The organism is Dellaglioa sp. CoH-55-MRSF-7 (assembly GCF_056782235.1).
This window is the reverse complement of record NZ_JBXAYI010000001.1, coordinates 21,746-42,477: the sequence shown is the minus strand read 5'-3', so window position 1 is coordinate 42,477 and position 20,732 is coordinate 21,746. Positions and strand designations below refer to the sequence as shown.

At 33.7% G+C, this 20,732-nt stretch carries 21 protein-coding genes; 16 read left to right on the top strand and 5 right to left on the bottom strand.

From position 1 onward, the window contains the following. Positions 1 to 3 precede the first annotated feature (3 nt). Positions 4 to 630, top strand: coding sequence for a hypothetical protein (locus AC1RPU_RS00205; RefSeq protein WP_481760877.1), 627 nt, complete (start codon positions 4 to 6; stop codon positions 628 to 630). A gap of 313 nt (positions 631 to 943) precedes the next feature. Here AC1RPU_RS00205 and AC1RPU_RS00200 read toward each other — a convergent pair whose 3' ends face one another. After that, positions 944 to 1,360: a hypothetical protein gene (locus AC1RPU_RS00200; RefSeq protein WP_481760876.1), complete on the bottom strand. Its 417-nt coding sequence runs from the start codon at positions 1,358 to 1,360 to the stop codon at positions 944 to 946. A gap of 77 nt (positions 1,361 to 1,437) precedes the next feature. After that, entirely contained in the window at positions 1,438 to 2,262 is an 825-nt protein-coding gene (locus tag AC1RPU_RS00195) for a helix-turn-helix domain-containing protein (RefSeq protein WP_481760875.1), read from the bottom strand. Positions 2,263 to 2,451: 189 nt separating this feature from the next. Between AC1RPU_RS00195 and AC1RPU_RS00190 the strand changes: the two genes are divergently transcribed. Next, positions 2,452 to 3,306 carry a hypothetical protein gene (locus AC1RPU_RS00190; RefSeq protein ID WP_481760874.1) on the top strand — a complete coding sequence of 285 codons (855 nt, stop codon included), beginning with the start codon at positions 2,452 to 2,454 and terminating at the stop codon, positions 3,304 to 3,306. Positions 3,307 to 3,349: 43 nt separating this feature from the next. On the opposite strand, the gene AC1RPU_RS00185 is transcribed toward AC1RPU_RS00190, so the two are convergent. Then, positions 3,350 to 4,342 carry a LacI family DNA-binding transcriptional regulator gene (locus tag AC1RPU_RS00185; protein WP_481760873.1) on the bottom strand — a complete coding sequence of 331 codons (993 nt, stop codon included), beginning with the start codon at positions 4,340 to 4,342 and terminating at the stop codon, positions 3,350 to 3,352. Positions 4,343 to 4,468: 126 nt separating this feature from the next. Here AC1RPU_RS00185 and AC1RPU_RS00180 point away from each other — a divergent pair, with 126 nt between their 5' ends. The 8 genes from AC1RPU_RS00180 to AC1RPU_RS00145 all read left to right on the top strand — a co-directional run bounded on the left by AC1RPU_RS00180 (position 4,469) and on the right by AC1RPU_RS00145 (position 12,985). Further along, positions 4,469 to 5,635, top strand: a complete 1,167-nt coding sequence (locus tag AC1RPU_RS00180; protein WP_481760872.1) for a galactokinase — start codon at positions 4,469 to 4,471, stop codon at positions 5,633 to 5,635. Between the two features lie 24 nt (positions 5,636 to 5,659). After that, complete coding sequence (galT, locus tag AC1RPU_RS00175) at positions 5,660 to 7,144, top strand: UDP-glucose--hexose-1-phosphate uridylyltransferase (RefSeq protein ID WP_481760871.1); 1,485 nt, start codon at positions 5,660 to 5,662, stop codon at positions 7,142 to 7,144. A gap of 189 nt (positions 7,145 to 7,333) precedes the next feature. After that, entirely contained in the window at positions 7,334 to 7,483 is a 150-nt protein-coding gene (locus tag AC1RPU_RS00170) for a hypothetical protein (protein ID WP_481760870.1), read from the top strand. A gap of 36 nt (positions 7,484 to 7,519) precedes the next feature. Then, a complete protein-coding gene (locus AC1RPU_RS00165) occupies positions 7,520 to 8,815 on the top strand; it encodes a helix-turn-helix domain-containing protein (RefSeq protein WP_481760869.1) in 1,296 nt (431 codons plus the stop codon). A gap of 257 nt (positions 8,816 to 9,072) precedes the next feature. Continuing rightward, complete coding sequence (locus AC1RPU_RS00160) at positions 9,073 to 9,951, top strand: RluA family pseudouridine synthase (RefSeq protein WP_481762396.1); 879 nt, start codon at positions 9,073 to 9,075, stop codon at positions 9,949 to 9,951. Positions 9,952 to 10,075: 124 nt separating this feature from the next. Next, positions 10,076 to 11,341 carry a UDP-N-acetylglucosamine 1-carboxyvinyltransferase gene (locus tag AC1RPU_RS00155; RefSeq protein WP_481760867.1) on the top strand — a complete coding sequence of 422 codons (1,266 nt, stop codon included), beginning with the start codon at positions 10,076 to 10,078 and terminating at the stop codon, positions 11,339 to 11,341. Positions 11,342 to 11,349: 8 nt separating this feature from the next. Further along, the gene (gene rho, locus AC1RPU_RS00150; protein ID WP_409021602.1) at positions 11,350 to 12,615 is read left to right on the top strand and encodes a transcription termination factor Rho; all 1,266 of its coding nucleotides are present in this window, start codon (positions 11,350 to 11,352) and stop codon (positions 12,613 to 12,615) included. Positions 12,616 to 12,721: 106 nt separating this feature from the next. Next, positions 12,722 to 12,985: a type B 50S ribosomal protein L31 gene (locus AC1RPU_RS00145; protein ID WP_409021601.1), complete on the top strand. Its 264-nt coding sequence runs from the start codon at positions 12,722 to 12,724 to the stop codon at positions 12,983 to 12,985. A gap of 85 nt (positions 12,986 to 13,070) precedes the next feature. On the opposite strand, the gene AC1RPU_RS00140 is transcribed toward AC1RPU_RS00145, so the two are convergent. Further along, positions 13,071 to 14,306, bottom strand: a complete 1,236-nt coding sequence (locus AC1RPU_RS00140; protein ID WP_481760866.1) for a multidrug efflux MFS transporter — start codon at positions 14,304 to 14,306, stop codon at positions 13,071 to 13,073. A gap of 107 nt (positions 14,307 to 14,413) precedes the next feature. Here AC1RPU_RS00140 and AC1RPU_RS00135 point away from each other — a divergent pair, with 107 nt between their 5' ends. Then, a complete protein-coding gene (locus tag AC1RPU_RS00135) occupies positions 14,414 to 15,124 on the top strand; it encodes a class A sortase (protein ID WP_481760865.1) in 711 nt (236 codons plus the stop codon). A gap of 40 nt (positions 15,125 to 15,164) precedes the next feature. Here AC1RPU_RS00135 and AC1RPU_RS00130 read toward each other — a convergent pair whose 3' ends face one another. Continuing rightward, positions 15,165 to 15,629 carry a low molecular weight protein-tyrosine-phosphatase gene (locus tag AC1RPU_RS00130; RefSeq protein WP_481760864.1) on the bottom strand — a complete coding sequence of 155 codons (465 nt, stop codon included), beginning with the start codon at positions 15,627 to 15,629 and terminating at the stop codon, positions 15,165 to 15,167. A gap of 189 nt (positions 15,630 to 15,818) precedes the next feature. Here AC1RPU_RS00130 and AC1RPU_RS00125 point away from each other — a divergent pair, with 189 nt between their 5' ends. The 5 genes from AC1RPU_RS00125 to AC1RPU_RS00105 all read left to right on the top strand — a co-directional run bounded on the left by AC1RPU_RS00125 (position 15,819) and on the right by AC1RPU_RS00105 (position 20,684). Further along, positions 15,819 to 16,376: a LemA family protein gene (locus AC1RPU_RS00125; protein WP_409021597.1), complete on the top strand. Its 558-nt coding sequence runs from the start codon at positions 15,819 to 15,821 to the stop codon at positions 16,374 to 16,376. Between the two features lie 18 nt (positions 16,377 to 16,394). Continuing rightward, entirely contained in the window at positions 16,395 to 17,288 is an 894-nt protein-coding gene (gene htpX / locus AC1RPU_RS00120) for a zinc metalloprotease HtpX (protein WP_409021596.1), read from the top strand. Between the two features lie 28 nt (positions 17,289 to 17,316). Continuing rightward, on the top strand, positions 17,317 to 18,105 hold the full coding sequence (locus AC1RPU_RS00115; RefSeq protein ID WP_481760863.1) for a hypothetical protein: 789 nt from the start codon (positions 17,317 to 17,319) through the stop codon (positions 18,103 to 18,105). 94 nt (positions 18,106 to 18,199) lie between these two features. After that, on the top strand, positions 18,200 to 19,273 hold the full coding sequence (locus AC1RPU_RS00110; RefSeq protein ID WP_481760862.1) for a D-alanine--D-alanine ligase family protein: 1,074 nt from the start codon (positions 18,200 to 18,202) through the stop codon (positions 19,271 to 19,273). Positions 19,274 to 19,307: 34 nt separating this feature from the next. Next, positions 19,308 to 20,684: a UDP-N-acetylmuramoyl-tripeptide--D-alanyl-D-alanine ligase gene (locus AC1RPU_RS00105; RefSeq protein WP_481760861.1), complete on the top strand. Its 1,377-nt coding sequence runs from the start codon at positions 19,308 to 19,310 to the stop codon at positions 20,682 to 20,684. The last annotated feature ends 48 nt before the right edge of the window (positions 20,685 to 20,732 follow it).

Genomic DNA, 20,732 nt, shown 5'->3' with positions numbered 1-20,732 from the left:
CAAATGGGATCAAGAATAATGCATTTATCAATTGCACAAGTAATAAATAATAAGCATGGGTTTGGAAATGATTTTTTAATTGGAAGTATTACTCCAGATGTTAACAAAAATTCGAGAACACCCAAAGAGCTTACGCACTTTATGGTGAAACGCGAAGATGGAGAACATGATATGTTTCCAAACATGTTTCTAGAGGAGTATGGAACATGTTTGAATACGTTTCAACTAGGATATTATCTTCATCTTATATCTGATGATATTTGGCTAAAAACTGTTTATAAAAAATATATTTTAGAAAACATGAGTTATAGTAAGGATGAAGCGCTACGAAGATTCTATTTAGACTTTCACTATTATAATGGTATTCTGATAAAACAATATAAACTGGTAACTTTGAAAAATAACAAATACTTATCGACTGGGGTCAACGAAATAATTGATCGTGATATTAGTGAAATTATTGAAGACTTGGATGCTGATTTTGATGATATGTCTATCGAAGACTTTCCAGGTTTACTTAAAAAAGAGGATGTAGAACAATATATTAACGTTTGTGTAAAAGAATTTGAAATTTTTCTCTTGAAAGGCAGCTATGATGGTGTTAAATTTGTTTTTTATAACGATTTTTAGAAACAAAAATCTATATTATATAGTTTAAAAAAGTTGAAATCATTAAGGCGCTGCAACTATAATTTGAAACCTGGTGAACGGTTTAAATGATGGTCATTTCAGAATTAGATAGTTCTAACTCACAGAAAGTTTCAATTTTAATTCGTTCAGATTAGGTTATACTAGACAAAAGATCAGTTCCTAGAAAGTGTGTTTGTGGTAAACACCATTTTAAAGGAAGCTGACCTTTTTTGTCCGAACAGCGTTCGGATTAATTTTACAAGCTACCAAGAAGTAACAAAAATTAGCCATACTCCTTGCAGGAATCTCTTTTTTAGTTGTTTTCAATTATTCGTTTAAAGCTTTGTAAGTTTGAATTAAAGGCATGTTTAGCGATTGGCATGAGTAATTTTAATGGTAAATGTGAATGATCATTTTCAGACAAGTAAAAATTTTCTTCTAATAATGTTGTTGCATTTTTACTAGTCAAATTAAAAATTAGAGTGTATTCGAGTTTTCCTCCGGTACTTTCATAGTAGATTGTATCATTTTCTGAACTAACAGAAATTTCCTCATTTTTATTCAAAGCAGAATCTGTTCTGTGAATATTGAATTTATTGTTGTCAATTGGCTGTACCTGAATAATATCAGGTATCCATTTCAGTAAAGTTTCCGGATTTTTTAAAAACAACGCGATTTTTTCTTTACTTGATTTGATTGAAATAACATTTGAAAATAGTGGTTTTTCCATAGGATGAAACCTCCTTTTATTTGATGACTTCATCCTATCCAATTTGAGTAAAAATTAAAAATCAGTATTCTGATATTCTAAATATTTTTATAAATTTGTTCATTAAAAAGGCCAGTTAGTAGCTGTTGCTTTTCAGTAGCGGCTAAAAAATTATCTTTATCTTCTGCTCTTTTTGCAATTTGAGCCATTAAATAAAAAGAGTTGGCTAACATATAGTGTGAGTTATGATCAGTAGCGAATTTAACAGACTTGTTTATCCAATTAAGAGACATTGTTAAATTATTGAGCTTAAAATAAATAAGTGCTGTCAAATAGAATAAAATATTTTGATTTTCTTCATAAAATAATTTATTAAAGTCCATAAAAGTCTGATCAATATATTTCTCAGCCTTATTTTGTAAATTTTGCTTTGCATATATAAAGGCCAAAGAGACGGTACCAAGTCGGGTAAGGGTATCTGGCAGAATTTTATTACTGGAAGCAAGGGACAACTTAATATATTTTTCGGTAGCAATCAATTTATTTTCAGTATGTAGAGTTGCAATACCGATATAATAATAGTATGCCTGAAGTTGCTTATCCGTTTTTAAATTATTGGTAACCGTTTCTTTATTTAGAAACTGGAGTAACTCTTTGTATTGGTGTTGATTACATAACTTAGATACACGTTCATTGAATTCATTTTCTGAACTGATATCAAAATTTTCCAGAAGACTTATTTGGTCTAAAGTAATCGATAATTTATGACATAGTTGGATTAAGAGCTGTGCATTAGGTATGTATTTATTATTTTCAATAGCACTAAGCATCGATTGCGCACAAATATCTTTGGAAACTTCTTTTTGAGTTAAGTGTAGCGATTGGCGAGTTTCTTTTAAAATTAATCCTAAGCTATTAGGCATGATATAACCTCTTTCTAGTTTGAAAAAGTTAAACAGTAATTACTGGGATAATAACATAATGGGGCATAATGATAAAATTTCATGATTAATAAATCAAACTACCATTTTTCAATCATGTCGCGTACAATTAACCTACAATTGAATGTTAAAATTTAAATAATTTGAGAATTAACAAAAGGGGATAGAATCATGCGTGCAGAATTCCAAAAGCAACATACTGAGACCTATCAGATAGACAACCATAAAGGTCTAAACGGCTGGATATCTTTCTTCTTGAGCCTTAGTTTAATCGTACTATTTGTGACAAGTGTCTTAAAAATAACCGTTTTGAATCAAACTTATACTGAAGAAAAAATTTTAACAGATTCGAACGTGACACTTGTGACACGACAGATGAATGATGGTATTTCAAGTATTGCGACATTAAATGATGTGCCAACGTCAGCTGTTAAAGATGCTTTAACGAATCAACAAGTTACTAACATTGCGAAAAATAGTTTTAGTAACGTATATGCTGGAAAACAAACTGTCATCAATCCAACTGAGATTACCAATCAAGTTGCTAGCAACGTTATGAAAAAAACGGACACATCAAATCCGTTGGTTAGCGCTAAAATTGATGGGATTGTCGCAACTTTTAAAAGTAATTTAAGTGAATATTTGACGAATAATATCCAAACGCCATATCTTTCAAAAATTGCTAGTACAGTTAGTTCGGTAAAAGTAATAGTCCAAACAGCCTTTATGTATAGTTTAATAGCTTCTGTTATTTTTGCGCTACTCTTACTGGCTATTAATCGGGCATTCTTTATACCGCTTAAATACGTCGGATTCAGTGCAATCTGGAGTGGTGTTCTAGTTTCAATTGGTTCTGCAATTGCCTTGTACAGTGGCCTAATTGGTATTGTGTCTAGTAAAGCTTCTGTTTTTACTGATATTGTGAATAATTATATCAGTGACACATTTAATACCATGTTAGTGGGTAGTTTAATTTTACTTGCTGTTGGTCTAGTATTCTGGTTAATTGGTCGTAATAAAAAATAAAAAGCAACTGATGTTCAGATTAATTTCTGAATACCAGTTGTTTTTATTTGGAACTATTCCTAAGTGTTAAGGTTGTTCCAATGGTAATAATCTGAGGGATAATTTCAGTCATCGACATTTGATTGACTAATAGTTCTGCAGCAGATTGACCCATTTTTTCTGTATAAACTTTAACTGAACTAAGCGTTGGGAAAGTATATTCAGCAATAGATGTGTCATTAAAACTAATTAAACTGATTTGTTCAGGCACTTTAATTGATATTTCATTTAATGCACGTAATGCACCGACAGCCATTGCGTCATTTGCAATAAACAACGCTTCTGGTAAATTATCTGATTGATCATTTAATAATTTCAAGGTTAATTGATAACCTGATTCTGGCGTGAAATCGCCTGTATAAACCCATTCGGGATGGTAGTTGCTAGTACGTTCTAAGTGATTTTTAAAGTGAGTGAAGCGGGAATCTGGGCCTAAATTGACATCATCAAATGTACTTTCTTGTCCTGCAATCATGCCAATTTTAGTTAAATTTTGTTTTTTAAAATGGTCAATAACGGTTGTAACTGGCGTTTTGAAATCAGTCATGACGCAACTAATACCAAAATTTAGTGTGTTCATATCAACAAAAACTAAATTAGAATTTAGTTCTTTAAATCCGGCTATTTGTGCTGCACTGTATTTACCGATAACAATAGCACCAAGAGTATCAGTCAAGGCGCTAAATTGATCATTTTGGAAAAAACGTGTAATTTCATAACCGAGTTCAATTAATTTACGTTCGATACCAATTCGAATTGAAAGGTAATACAGGTCATCTAATTCTTCTTTTTCTGTATACCATTCGATAATAGCAATCTTACCTTGAGGTGTACTGGATTTCTTTTTATTTTTTGAATAATTTAAACTTTCAGCTGCTTCAAAGATTCGTTTACGTGTATCGTCGCCAACGGATAATGTTTGATCGTAATTTAACACGCGAGAAACAGTTGCATTAGAAACTTTTGCCAACTGTGCAATGTCTTTAAGTGTTGCCATGACTACCTCCTGATTGATTGGTTATGTGTATCAGTTTACCATAATAAAAAGAATGTCGTAAAAAGATTGTAATTTTAGTAAATATTTAGTAAAATGAAAGCGGTTAATAAATTGGAGGAAAATATAATGAAAATTAATGAATTAAAGAGCGAATTTAAAGATGTTTACGGTGTGGACGCAAATGCAAGTTACTTCTCACCAGGTCGTATCAACTTAATTGGGGAACATACTGATTACAATGGTGGACATGTTTTCCCAACAGCAATTACATTAGGCACATATGCAGTTGCAACAAAACGTGATGATACAACAATTAATATCATGTCAAATAACTTTAAAGATAATGGCGTTGTCTCATTTGATTTAAGTGATTTATCATATCAAAAAGAACATAACTGGGCTAATTATCCAAAAGGGATGATTGTTTACTTGAAAGAGCAAGGTTATGTTATTGATAAAGGATTAGATATTTTACTTGAAGGTAACATTCCAAATGGTGCTGGTTTATCATCATCTGCATCAATTGAATTATTGATGGGTGTTATTTTAGAAGATCAATTTAATTTAGACATTGATCGTGTTGATCTTGTTAAAACAGGTGTCATGGTAGAAAATAAATTTATCGGTGTTAATTCAGGAATTATGGATCAATTTGCAGTCGGTATGAGTAAAGCAAATCATGCTATCTTACTGGATACAAATACACTAGATTACGATTTAGTACCAATTGATTTAAAAGACAACGTTATTATTATTATGAATACAAATAAACGTCGCGAATTAGCAGATTCTAAATATAATGAACGACGTAGTGAATGTGAAGCAGCATTAGCATTATTACAAGAGAAAAATGATATTAAATCATTAGGTGATTTGGACAATGCTAGCTTTGATTTACAAACATACTTAATCCAAAAAGAAAACCTTCTAAAACGTGCGCGTCATGCAGTTTCAGAAAACCAACGGACGATTATGGCTCAAGAAGCTTTGAAAAATGAAGATTTAGTACGTTTTGGTAAATTAGTTAACGCTTCACATGTTTCATTACAATTTGATTATGAAGTAACGGGTATTGAACTTGATACACTTGTTGAAACAGCATGGGAACAACCAGGAGTACTAGGTGCTCGAATGACTGGTGCTGGTTTTGGTGGTTGTGCAATTGCCATTGTTGCTAAAGACAAAGTTGACGCATTTGAAAGTGAAGTGGGTCGTATCTACGAAGAAAAAATCGGTTATGCACCAAGTTTCTATTTAGCAGAAATTGCTGATGGCGCTAAAAAATTAGATTAAGCATAAAGAGATAGAGGGAAAAACATGGATTCTAAACAATTAATTTCAAAATTCGTCGATAAAGTTATTCAGTTTGATCCAACGACTTATTCGACAGATGATAAAATTTATTTAGTAAACGTCGTTTTAGATTTGGTTGGTGAATCAGAGATAGAAGTAACTGAACCAGTTTCTGACACAATAATTGCTGTTAAAGACGAGCTACTTAATTTAGCAATCAAAAACGAGAAAATCAGTGCTCTAATCGCGGAGCAAGATATTCTTGGTGCTAAATTAATGGATCTGGTCACACCAATTCCAAGTCACGTGAATAAACATTTCTGGGATTTATACGCAAAAGACCCAGAGAAAGCTTTGGCTTATTTTTATGAATTAAGTCAGGCTAACGATTACATCAAAGTTGCGGCTATTGCGAAAAACATTGCTTATCAGGTACCAACAAATTATGGTGATTTAGAAATCACCATTAATTTATCTAAACCTGAAAAAGATCCAAAGCAAATTGCTTTAGCTAAAACAATGAAACAAACGGGTTATCCTAAATGCCAATTATGTATGGAAAATGAAGGCTATGCTGGAAGACTAGATTTCCCAGCTCGTCGCAATCATCGGATTGTACGATTTGATTTGGGGGATGCAACATGGGGCTTTCAATATTCGCCTTATGCTTACTTCAATGAACATTCAATTTTCTTAGATGAAAAGCATGAACCTATGGTAATTAACAAAACGACATTTTCAGATTTACTTCAAATTGTTAAAAAATTCCCGGGCTATTTTGCGGGAAGTAATGCAGATTTACCAATTGTAGGTGGCTCAATTTTAACGCATGAACACTATCAAGGTGGACGTCATGATTTTCCAATGGCAAAGGCAGAAATGAGTCAAACAATGCAATTTGCAGGATTTGATGACATTCAAGCAGGTATTGTGAACTGGCCAATGTCAGTCATTCGTTTAAATGGTGAAAATCCAGAACGATTAGCTGATTTAGCAGCAAAAATTTTAACGTCTTGGCAAGAATATAGTGATGCCGATGCACAAATTTTGGCAAAAGATGCTGACGGTACGCCACATCATACTGTGACGCCAATTTCTCGAATGCGTGACGGTCGTTATGAATTGGATTTAGTCTTGCGAGATAATCAAACATCTGATGAATTTCCAGATGGTATTTATCATCCACATGCTGATGTTCAACATATTAAAAAAGAAAACATTGGCTTGATTGAAGTTATGGGATTAGCTATTTTACCACCTCGTTTGAAAACTGAAATAACAGAGGTTGAGAAGTATCTAACAGATCAACCAAATGTCATGGCGGCTTATCATAAAACTTGGGCTGATGAAATTAAGCGTGATAATTCGATGATTTCTAAAGAGACGGTTAGTGAGCTCGTACAAAACGAAGTTGGAAAAGTCTTTATGCGTGTTCTTGAAGATGCTGGGGTTTATAAACAAGATGACCACGGCCAACAAGCATTCGTTAAGTTTATTAAACAAGTTTAAACGTAAAAAGATTAACTTATTTAAGTTAATCTTTTTTATTTAGAAATCAAATAGAAACTAACTGGTTAACGATAATTGTTAAGATAGTGTTAGAAAATTCTCTTTTTAATGTTTTGTGTTAAAATAAAATATATAATATTCTTACTAAAGTTGACATGCTGGTAATTATGAGAATTCTCGGAGGAATAAATGTACAAAAAAGATATTCTGGATCGACCAGAGTTTTTAATATGTGAAATTATTGAATTGCTATCATTAAATGAACATGGGTTATCAAGAAAAGTAATCTGTAATCGATTAAATGTTTCAAATACAGCTTTGCGAGTTGCACTAGAGTAATTGGATGGCGAATTCAATTCAGGTGATGAACCCTATATGATCATAAAAAAGAATAACATTCAATTTATAGGTAAAGGCAAAATTAATTTTTACGAAACGGTTTATCGGTATGTGAAAGAGTCTATTAATTACCAAATTTTAATGGCATTCTATTATGATGAAAATAGCAGTATTGAAAATTTGAGTCTTAGTTTAAATGTTAGTGAATCATCTATCTTCAGAAGAATTAAGCAACTTAATAATTTGTTGTCTGAATTTCAGATTAAAATTGCACATGGTGAGGTAGTTGGTTCTGAATTACAAATTAGATTTTTTTACTATTCACTATTTCTAGCGACAGATTTTAACTATAATGATACGATAGAAGCGGGCGTCATTCTTGAATACATTAAAGTATTTGAAACATATTTTAACTTCAATGTGAATGATAGTAATTTAATGAGGACTAGAATTTGGATGAAGGTCAGTGTTCATCGAATGATGCGAAAAGATCGTGATAATTGGGTGATTTCTGATGATTTAGCAGATATGATTGCAAATAATTCACTATTTAACCAAGTTGAAGAAAAGATGCAAGATATTTATATTAAGTTCTCAAATAAAATTGATGTTCATTTTGAGAGCGCCCTACTTTACGCTTGGACAACTGCTTTTGTTTCAGTTCCTTCAAGTGCTTACTTGTCCCGCGATTTTATTGCAATTAATCACACAAATAACACCAAACTTCAACAAGCTGTTAAATATTTGGAACAAGGATTTGAATCTAAATTAGATGTTAAAATTATCGGTGAAAATGTTAGTAAATCATTGTACCCAATTTGTACTGAAGCATTTTGTTTTCATGGAACGATGGATGCCGTGGGAACTTACATGATGAATAGTTATCGAAAAAAATATTCAAATCATTCAGTTCGACGTCATGTTGAGATTGCCATGGATGAATTAATCGACAGTCCATTATTAGCTAAAAAATGGTCTGATTTCTATAAGCGATACAGGCAGCCATTTATTAATAAAATGGTCGAAATTTTTAGCGCTAGATTGTTAGAAAAAGAAACCATGTTAACAGTTGGGGTTGATTTAAATGCAAACGAGCGAATTAAAGAATTATTTGTCAGAAATATGAGTCAAGATTTAAATATTAATTTACGCGTTAATGTCAGTATTTATGATTCTAGTCAACGATATGATATGGTGGTTACTAATTTCATGAATAAAAATTATAAAAACAATGCATTTGATAAGTATATTATCACTGCATTAGGACTTGATAATGATATGCCAGAGATGGGGAAACGACTGTTAAACGTGAATAGAAAACACTATCAGTAAAAATGTTTCTAGTTTTTTTTTTGATAGTACAACCCATGAATCATTCGGTATACTCTATATTATAGAGAACTAACAAGAGATATTCGTGGGGGATTTCTTTTGAAGCATTAAACAGTATCGAATTGGGCAAACATTTATTTATTACAAAATAAAAAAAGACGATTATAATTTAACGATTATAATCGCCTTTTTTTATAGGCTACCAAGTGTGATAAGATAGAGAATAAACGTTATGACGAGAAATGAAGGATAATGACATGCAATTTACGCTAACAAACAATGGTGAAGGCACAATTAGTTTAAAAAAATTTTTAATTGAGGTTGGCGTTAGTAAACGATTAATCGCCAGAATTAAACAAGGCGAGGGACAAGTTCGAGTTAACAAAAAGAATGAATATTGGGATTATCAACTGATTGATGGTGATGAAGTTATTTTGACGTTGCCAGAAGAACCAGATAACGATGCCATACATGCAAGTGATGAACCATTAAATATCGTCTTTGAAGATGAAAACTGGTTAGTAGTCGATAAGCCAGCTGGTATGGTAACCGTGCCAGGCCCATCTAATGAAGATACAACATTGGTTAACCGTGTTAAAGGCCATTTGATTGCAACTCATTCAAGTAGTTTCGTGCCACATGTTATTACGCGTTTAGACCGTTTTACAAGTGGACTTGTTTTATTAGCTAAGCATGGATTTGCACATAGTTTGATTGCTGCTCAATTAAGTAATGGTCAGTTAGAAAAATCATACTTAGCAATTGTTGCAGGTGACGTTAAAAGTGATCAAGGAGATATTAAAGAACCAATTGGTAAAAAGGAAGGCGAAATTCGTCGTTCTGTTATGGCTGAAGGAAAAGCCTCAGAAACAACTTATAAAGTTGTAACGAGATTTCCAGACTACACATTAGTTGATGTGAAGTTAGTTACGGGCCGAACACATCAAATTCGTGTACATTTTGATTTTATTCATCATGCTTTGGTTGGGGATGCGTTATATGATGGCCCGATGGACAAAGGTATTGATAGACAGGCATTACATGCTGCTAAATTAAGCTTTGAAGATCCATTTACGGGTAAAAAATTAGCTTTTGAATCAGAACTCCCAGCTGATATGGCTCAATTATTAAAATAGTATCAGGCAAGATTGTATATTTGGATAAAGTGGCGAATATCTATTGTATTTCGTGAACTTTTTCTTTATTATTAATATAGTTATAATCAATTTGTGAAAGCACTTTTAAGTGAGGAAATAATAAATGAAAAAGATGATTATTAGAGGCGGTAAAAAACTGTCTGGCGAAGTAATAATCGGTGGTGCTAAGAATAGTACTGTTGCATTGATTCCTGCAGCTATTCTTGCGGATACACCTGTGCATTTTGACAGTGTCCCCGATATTTTAGATGTACATAATTTAATGAAAATTTTAGATCAAATGAATGTTAAGTCTGAATTTAACGCTGGTAACTTAATGGTAGATCCTACGATGATTAAGGATGAACCTTTACCTGGTGGTGCCATTAAAAGTTTAAGAGCTTCTTATTACTTTATGGGTGCCTTATTAGGTCGGTTCGGTCGTGCAGTTGTTGGATTTCCTGGTGGTGATAATATTGGACCACGTCCGATTGATCAACACATCAAGGGATTTAAAGCTCTTGGCGCTGAAGTTATCGAAGAAGAAGACGCAGTGATTATTACGAGTGGCCCTGAAGGATTAAAGGGAGCCCGTATTTTTATGGACCTTGTTTCAGTGGGTGCAACAATTAACATTTTATTGGCTGCTGTCCGTGCAAAAGGAACCACAATCATTGAAAATGCTGCAAAAGAACCTGAAACCATTGATATTGCAACATTCTTGAATAATATGGGTGCTCATATTCGTGGTGCGGGGACTGGTGAAATCAGAATTCAAGGTGTTGATAGCTTAAAAGCTGTTAATACGCATACGATTATTCCAGATCGTATTGAAGCTGGTACTTATATCTCACTTGCTGCTGCAATGGGTGAGGGCGTTTTAATTAAGAATGTTATTACTGAACATTTAGATTCATTTTTAGCTAAACTTAGTGAAATGGGCGTTACTTTCCAAGTGAATGAAGATAGTATTTTTGTTCCTGGTGGCGATAAAATTATCCCAATTGAAGTGACAACTTCACCATATCCTGGGTTTGCAACTGACTTGCAACAACCAATTACTGCCGTTATGCTCAAGGCTACAGGTGAGAGTCGTATTATTGATACACTTTATCCTGAACGGATTAAGCACATTCCAGAAATGCAACGAATGGGTGTTAAGATTGAATCAAAAGATGGCATTATTCGAATCAATCAATCAACTGAATTAACAGGCCAAACTGTTTATGCAGATGAAATTCGTGCAGGTGCTGCATTACTTGAAGTTGCTTTAATGACTAATGGTACGACTGTCATTGAGAAAGCCGATAATATTTTACGTGGTTATGATTGCGTTGTACAAAAAATGACAAATTTATCTGCTGATGTAGAAATTATTGATGAAGATTAGGTGATTAAATGAGCGACTTCTTAACGATGGGTGAATTAAAAGACAAGACGCTTAAAGAAATTTATGGCTATGCCCAAGAATATAAAATACAATATTATAGCCAAATGAATAAAAAAGAATTGTCTTTGGCAATTCTAAGGGCTCAAGCAAAACAACAAGGATTCATTTTGATGGAAGGTGTCTTAGACATTGTTCCCAATCAGGATGGATTCGGTTTTTTGCGTCCAATTAACTACGGCCCATCACAAGAGGACATTTATATTTCTGCCTCACAAATTAAGCGATTTAATTTAAGAAATGGGGATTTAGTCGGAGGTAAAGCACGACCACCAAAGCCTAATGAACGTTATTATGGGTTAATGCACGTTGATACAGTTAATGGTAAAAATCCAGAAGAAGCAAAGGAACGTCCACATTTTCCTGCACTGACGCCCTTATATCCTAATCGACAATTAACTTTAGAAACAACTAGTCAAAATCTTTCAACGAGATTAACTGATTTATTTGCTCCTATTGGATTTGGTCAACGTGGTTTAATCGTGGCACCACCTAAAGCTGGGAAAACAACTTTACTTAAAGAGATTGCTCAAGGAATCGCAGAAAATCATCCCGATGTAAAATTAATCGTACTATTAATTGATGAACGACCTGAAGAAGTGACTGATTTAGAACGATCAATTAAAGGTGATGTTGTATCGTCAACATTCGATCAACAACCAGAGAACCATGCGCGTGTTTCTGAACTTGTTTTAGAACGTGCAATGCGATTAGTTGAAGATAAGCAAGATGTTGTTATTTTAATGGATTCAGTTACTCGCTTGGCTAGAGCGTATAATTTAACGATTCCGCCAAGCGGACGGACGTTATCAGGTGGGATTGATCCAGCAGCATTTTATCGACCTAAAAAATTCTTTGGTGCTGCACGTAATATTGAAGAAGGTGGAAGCCTGACAATATTAGGAACTGCTTTGGTTGATACGGGTAGCCGAATGGATGATGTGATTTATGAAGAGTTCAAAGGAACCGGTAATATGGAATTACAACTCTCAAGAGAGCTTGCTGAACGCCGTATCTTCCCTGCTGTCGATTTAAAAAAATCAAGTACACGTAAAGAAGAATTATTATTATCTAAGCAAACAATTGAAGAACTATGGCAGATTCGAAAGATGATGACAGGCGATTCACTAGGTGCTACGGAACGTGTTATCCAAAAAATGAAGAAAACAAAAAATAATGCTGAATTTTTAAAAGAGTTAACAAAAACAAGTAAATAAAATTTAATTGTAAAACGAGTTAATTCGTGATAAGATTGTGCATGTTGTAATATAAAGAATAACTCTAATTCAGCAGATGGATTAGGGCAAAGGAGAATACTTACTTATGAAAAAAGAAATCCATCCAGATTACCATGAAGTTGTATTTATGGATACTACTTCAGGTTACAAATTTATCTCAGGTTCAACAAAACATTCAGAAGAAACAATTGAAATGGAAGATGGCAAATCATACCCATTGATTCGTGTCGAAATTTCATCGGATTCACATCCATTCTATACTGGACGTCAAAAATTCACTCAAGCCGATGGCCGTGTGGATCGTTTCAACAAGAAATATGGTCTTACAGACGCAAACGCTGCAAAATAAGAACTATTTCGAAAAGGAAGAAGCCAATAAGCTTCTTCCTTTTTTTATACAAAAAAATAGTAACGTTCAACTAGATTGAACGTTACTATTCAGCTTTTCGTGAATACATCCCTTTTGTGACGTAGAGAACCCAGATGAGATTAATACCAACTAAAATAGCGGTAGAAATAAAGACACCTTTGTAATCGAATACGCCAGAAACGGTAGAGCCAATCATAGGACCAACGACTGATCCCATGGCTTGGAATGATTGATTGTAACTGAACACTCGACCTGTGAATTCTGCCGGTGTATTTTTTGTTAGAATTGTTTGAACTGCAGGTAACATTGCGGCATCCGTAATCCCAATTAAGAAACGTAAGCCGCCAAGTTGCCAAACATTAGTCACTAATGCCATTGGAATAAAAATGAAAATTGCGACAGTAAGTGCAATTTTTAAAATACGTTCTGTTCCAATTTTATCGCCTAGTACTCCTAAGCGAGGCGCAGCAATTAGCGTTGCTATTCCTGGAATAGAAGCCACACACCCACTGATAAAGGTAACATTTCCAACGTTATGTAAGAGTTCTCGAACGTATAAGCTTAGAATAGGACTAATGGAATAATTTGATGCTTGAATGATTAAGGTAGTGACAAACATCCCGATAATTAATTTAGGATGATGTAATTTCTTGAAGATTTCTTTTGACGTTTGCATTTCACCTTTTTCAACAGGCGTAAAATGTTCATGTACAAAGAAATAACTAAGTAAGAAAACAATTAGCAAAATCGCAGCAGTAATGAAGAAGGTAATACGATAGCCGAAGACCCCAGCTATTGCGCCACCGATTAGTGGTCCAAATAAAGTACCAGTAACACTACCGGTAACTAAAATACCGAGTGCTTTACCACTTTGCCGCTTGGGTGTCTCTGTTGCAATCAGTGCCTGTGAGTTACTAATATAACCAGAAAAGACACCTTGTAATAAACGTAACGCAATTAATTGGTAAACGTTACTGACAAGCCCCATCAGGCCTAAAACAATGGCCATTCCGAATGAAGCTCTTAAAATCATTAATTTACGACCTTTTCGATCAGCTAAACGACCCCATAGTGGGGAAACAATGGCGGTAATTAAAAATGTAGATGAATAGGTAATGCCGCTATAAAAATTTAATTCGGTTTTGGTGAAGTCACCTAACGTATCAATATAAAGTGACATAAATGGCATAATTAAACTAAATGCCACGCCAGCCATGAACGTACCAAACCATAAAACAAATAAATTTTGTTCCCAAGGTTGTCTAGAACGAAAAAATGTTGATTTTAGTGAAGTCAACAAATTAAACAGTCCCCCTAAAGATATTTTTTGATAATTATAATCATAACACTAAACAAGGATAAAAGTTATATGGTAAAATAGTTGTTAAGCGAAAGTGGGGGTTATTAATGGAAAAAAATAAAGCAGCTAAAAAAAGTCGTTGGAAAAAATGGCTAACAACTATATTATTAATACTATTGTTATTGGTGGGGCTTTCGCTAGTATTCAATGAACAAATTAAAAACTTTATTGTTGGACTAACAGACCCAACCATTAATTCAGAATTAGTCGATAAAAATAAAAATAAAAAAGCATCCTTTGATTTTAGTGAAGTTAAGAGTTTGAATACGGCAGATGTCGTGAAAGCAAAAGCAAATGAAAAAAATTTGGTTTTACTTGGAGAAATTAGTATTCCGGATGTCTCAATGAACTTGCCGATTGCTAAAGGCGTTAGCACTGATACCTTGGCACTTGCTGCTGGAACTTTAAAGGAAAACCAAAAAATGGGCGAGGGTAATTATGCACTTGCTGGACATCATATGATTCGAAAGGATTTATTGTTTAGTCCATTAGTTAGCATGAAAATTGGCCAAAAAATCTATTTAACAGATGCTAAAAAGATTTATGAGTATGAAACATCTAAAATGAAATATATCAAAGCAACAGACGTTCAAGTTATTGATGATGTACCCGGAGAAAAATTAGTCACATTAATTACTTGTGATGATACGGGTGCCGGACGTTTGATGGTCCAAGGTGAGTATGTTAAAGATTGGACATACAATGCTGCACCAAAAACAGTTCAAAAGTATTTTAAAATGATTCATAATAATAAATAATAAAAATGACCACAAATTTTAAAATTTGTGGTCATTTTTATTATTTAATTTGTGCTTTAATATAATCAATCCAGTAAGGCATTCCAAGACTAATTAAGTTATAAGTTTCGTCAAAGTCACCAGTAATCCATGGATCAGGAACAGATTCTTTTTCTTTACCGGGAACAATTGAAAGGAAGTTAACGATTTTTTCTTTTTTAGATGCAGGTGCAGCTTTTTCAAGACGCTCAACATTGATATCATCCATTGCAATAATTAAATCACTATTAATGAAATCTAAGTAACTAACCGGACGTGAGATTAAGCCATCTGTTGGAATCTGATGTTCAACAAGTTTAGTAATAGTCCCTTCATGGGCGCCATTTCCTTCTTGTGAAGAACTTGTGCCAGCAGAATCAACAGTTACTTGGTCAGAAAGGTTTAACTTAGCTAAATCGTCTCGTAACATTGCTTCAGCCATTGGTGATCGGCAAATATTTCCCATACATACAAATAATACATTCATGTTAATAATCCCCTTTACAAATTTCTTAATAATGCTATTATGCCATAATAATCACATTATTAAAACTAGTTAGATAAATTGGTGTAACCGTTAGCTTAATTGCTTTCTAAAAGGGTCTAACTTTGGTATGATAATTAAGAATAGAAACTAAAATAAGACACTTTATATTTAAAGAGGAGACTGAAAATTATGGCAATGATTATTATCGGAGTTATCGTAGTACTTTTAGTTATTATGTACATTAGCGGCTACAATGGTTTAGTAAAAGCAAAAATCCGGACTGAGGAATCATGGAGTCAAATTGACGTCCAATTAAAACGTCGTAATGATTTAATTCCTAACTTAGTTTCAACTGTTAAGGGATATGCAACTCACGAAAAAGAAACATTTGCTAAAGTAGTTGAATTACGTAATCAATTAACACAAGTACCAACGGATGCACATGAAACAACAATGGAAGTTTCTAATCAATTGAGTCAATCATTGAAAAGTATTTTTGCGTTATCTGAAAGTTACCCAGATTTAAAAGCTAACACAGAATTCACTAAGTTAATGGAAGAACTATCAAATACAGAAAATAAAATTTCTTATTCACGTCAACTATTTAACTCAACTGCTGCAAGTTTAAATGCAAAAATTCAATCATTTCCAAGTAACATTGTTGCCGGAATTCATCATTTTACAAAAGTAGAATATCTTGAAGTCCCTGAAGCTGAAAAAGCTGTACCCAACGTTTCATTTGATTAAACAGTTAGGAGATAACTAATGCTATATGATCAAATCGCGCGAAATAAGCGCAAAACAGTTTATGTTTTAATTGGTTTTGTTTTATTGATGGTTGCGATTGGTAGTGCCGTTGGCTATGTTTTTTTCAATAGTGCTGTTTCTGGACTACTTATGGCTGTTGTCATTGCAGTTGTTTATATGGGATTGATGATTTCACAATCAACTAGCGTTGTCATGAGTATGAATCATGCAACTGAAATAAAATCAGTCGATGATGCACCTGAATTATGGCATGTTGTTGAAGATATGGCGATTGTGGGCCAAGTTCCAATGCCAAAAGTGTTTATTATTGAAGATGATAGTCCTAATGCGTTTGCAACGGGAAATAATCCAGAACACGCGGCAGTTGCTGCAACAAGTGGCTTAATCAATCGATTAAATCGTGAAGAATTAGAAGGCGTTATGGCGCATGAAATTTCGCATGTACGCAACTACGATATTCGATTATCAACAATTGCATTAGCATTATCGGCAGCAATTTCATTATTAGTAAATATTGGAATGAACTCATTTTGGTGGGGCGGAGGTCGCCGTCGAAGTGATGATCGAGAAGGTGGCGGATCATTAGAAATTATTTTGATGATTTTATCATTATTATTGGTTATTTTAGGACCAATTGCAGCAACAATTGCTCAGCTTGCACTTTCTCGAAACAGAGAATATTTGGCTGATGCTTCTGCTGTTGAATTAACGCGTAATCCGCAAGGACTAATCCATGCGTTGGAAAAAATTTCTGATAGTAAACCAATGGAACGTGCCGATCCAAGTAGTGCGGCACTTTATATTTCAAATCCATTGAAGAAAAAAACAACTGGATTATTTCAAACACATCCACCGATGGAAGATAGAATTGAAAGATTAGAAGCAATGTAAACTATTTTATAAAATGGGGATGATAGTGGTGAGAGACAATTTAGTCTACGTTCATGTTGAAACGGTTTCTCATTTGATTTTATCATATGGGATTTCCAAAGAAGATTTCATAACAAGCATTCCCAGATTACCAACTAATATTTTATCGTTAAACCCAGTGGATTATGAAAATGAAATTGACATCGCAACAGGATTTAACACGGTAACCGGGGAAGAAGATACTGCACGTTATTTGAATAAAAAGACTGTTGGGTTAAAGCAAAGTTGGATTGATTTCGATAGTCAAGATGATTTAGAATTAATAACACCAAGAGAAGTAGCAGAATTCTTATATTTGGGACATGCATTTTCTCATATTCAATCACCTTTTTACTATAAATTGCAGAATGACTACGTTTTTTTAACGTTACCAAATGATGCATTAAAAATCTACTATCGTTATTTAACGCAATTTTATAATGTTTTTTCTAAATCAATTATTAGACATGCGAATCAATCGTATCGTGAAAAAAATGGTCTGTTTAGACGACGTCCTATGACGTTGAAAAAGATACCTAAAAAAATTGTTGAAGAATTAATGCCATTATTTGTTGAAGGTGTAATATTAGATTTTTCAAGGATCACAATTAATAATACGAAGTTAATATTACCTGTCTATATTATGATAGATAACGTTTCTCAGATGAAGTGGCATGAGCCAACATTGGAGACAGAAAGTGCCAAGTTAGTTGCTAATTTGGAGTATCGATTTGTAGATCAAGAATGGTTTATCGAAGTTTCTAACAAATCTGCTTTTGAAGACAGTATTATATTCTAAAAAGATAACGTATTATTATGTTATCTTTTTTTATTTTTGTTGAATTTAAAAAGAATGGTACAATAGGACGTGCAAAAAATGGAGGGCAATACGAATGCGAGTTTATTTACTCTATGGTGGTAAAAGTGCAGAACATGAGATCTCACTTTCAACTGCTTTTCAAATAACACAAGCGATATATTACCAATACTATTCGGTAATTCCAGTTTATATTACGAAAACGGGGAATTGGCTGCAAGGTCAGACGCTTAACGAACCAGTTAAATTTGTTGATAATTTAAGACTTAGAGAAACAGATGAAAAAGGACAAGCAACGAATAATCATGAAAATTCAACTGGAATAAAATTTTTGCCAAATGGATTTGACCCTGAAGATAGTGTGGTTTTTCCTGTCTTACATGGCCCAAATGGTGAAGATGGAACTGTCCAAGGACTACTTGAAACGTTGAATATCCCCTATGTTGGTAACAGTGTACTAGCATCGGCTGTCGGTAATGATAAAATAATGAGTAAATTACTCTTTAAACAAGCCGGAATTCCGGTTGTACCATTCCAAGCGATTGACTCACAGTCTTGGGAAAATAACACTGCAAGTGTGATTGCCAGATGTGAGGGCGAATTACTTTATCCAATGTATGTGAAACCATCTAATTTGGGTTCAGGAATCGGTGTTACACAGGTGAATAATAGTGTTGAATTACAATATGCAATTGATAATGCTTTTGAACTTGGTCCTCGAGTGATTGTAGAACGAGGCATTGTAGCACGTGAAATTGAAATTGGATTATTAGGTAACGAAGAAATCGCAACAAGTGTACCAGGAGAAATTTTGTCGTTTGATGACGTCTATGATCGTAAACTTGCAATGAAGGAAGATCACGAAGCCAGAATTCCAGTTGAACTCGATGAGGAATTATTGGATAAGATAGTTGGTTTTTCTAAAACAGCTTTTGCGGTTATTGATGGATCAGGGCTTGCTAGGTGTGATTTTTTAATTAGCGCTAACCAAGATATTTATTTAAATGAGATTACAACAATGCCAGGATTTTATAAAAATGCAATGTATCCAAGATTGTGGGAAGCCGTTGGGCTGAGTTACAGTGATTTAATTGAAGAATTATTACAATTAGCATTGAAAAAAAATCAGGCAAATAATAGTAAACAATAGATTTAATGGTCATATGAATGCGAGGGTTTATATAATGAAAATGCAATTAACTGAAATTGCGAGCGCAGTTAGCGCCAAGAACGAAATTACTGATGAACCAATTAATATATCGAGTGTTTCATTTGATAGTCGACAACTAACGGAAGGCAGTTTATTTGTACCTATTGTGGCAGAAAATGACGGTCATGATTATATCCAAAGTGCGATTGATAATGGTGCAACAGCGACTTTATGGGCAGTTGACCATCAAGATACAATGCCAACGAAAATCCCAGCTATCTTAGTAGATGACACATTAATGGCTTACCAAGATTTAGCAAAACATTACTTGGATAAAATTAATCCTAAAGTTGTCGCAGTTACTGGTAGTAACGGTAAAACGACAACTAAAGATATGATTACAGAAATTTTAAGTCAGCAATATAATGTTTGTAAAACGGAAGCGAATTTCAATAATCATTTAGGCGTACCGATGACTTTATTAAGTATAGAACCTAATACGGAAGTTGTTGTTGTCGAAATGGGGATGGATCATCCTGGTGAGTTAGACTTTTTAAGTCGAATTGCACAACCTGATGTCGCTGTTATTACGATGATTGGCGAAGCACATATCGAATTTTTTGGTACGCGAGATAAAATTGCGGATGCAAAAATGGAAATTGTGAATGGGCTGAAAGAAGACGGCTTGTTGGTTTATAATGCAGATGAACCGTTATTAAGAGAACGTGTTTCCAATATTGAACAGCAATCATTTGGCTTCGGTCATGGTGAAAGTGCTGACTTGAGTGTTTCAAATGTTGTCGGCAATCAAACAATGACTAGCTTTAAAGTGAGAGAAATGGCTGATTTTAATTTTACAATTCCAATGATTGGCACATATAACGTAGATAATGCGATGGCTGCTATCTCAGTTGGTCGTCATTATCGTGTGTCACCTAAAAATATTGTAAAGGCGCTTAGTGATTTTGATTTAACGAAGAATCGGACAGAGTGGCTTAGAGGTCATTTGGGCGAGTCAATTTTAAGTGATGTCTATAATTCAAATCCGACAGCTGCAAAAGCTGTTATCAAAGCATTCTCAAACAGCGATGTTGAAGGTAATCGAATGGTTGTTTTGGGTGATATGCTTGAATTAGGTGAGCAATCTAGCGATATGCATCTCAGCTTGGCTGATAGTTTTGATAATGAAAAAATTCAAAGCGTTTATCTTTACGGAGAACAAATAAAATCTTTAGCAACAGCATTAAAATCAAAGTATGATGATCAACATCTTCATTATTATGATTTAGATGAAAAAGAAGCTATGGTTGAAGATTTATTAAAAATACGTACTGAAAAAGATTCTATTTTGATTAAAGGAAGCCATGGCGTTCATTTAGAAACCGTTTTATCGGCTTTACAAAGTAATTAGAGAGTTGCTTAATATTATTTAAGGTGCTATTATAGTTTAAATAGTGAC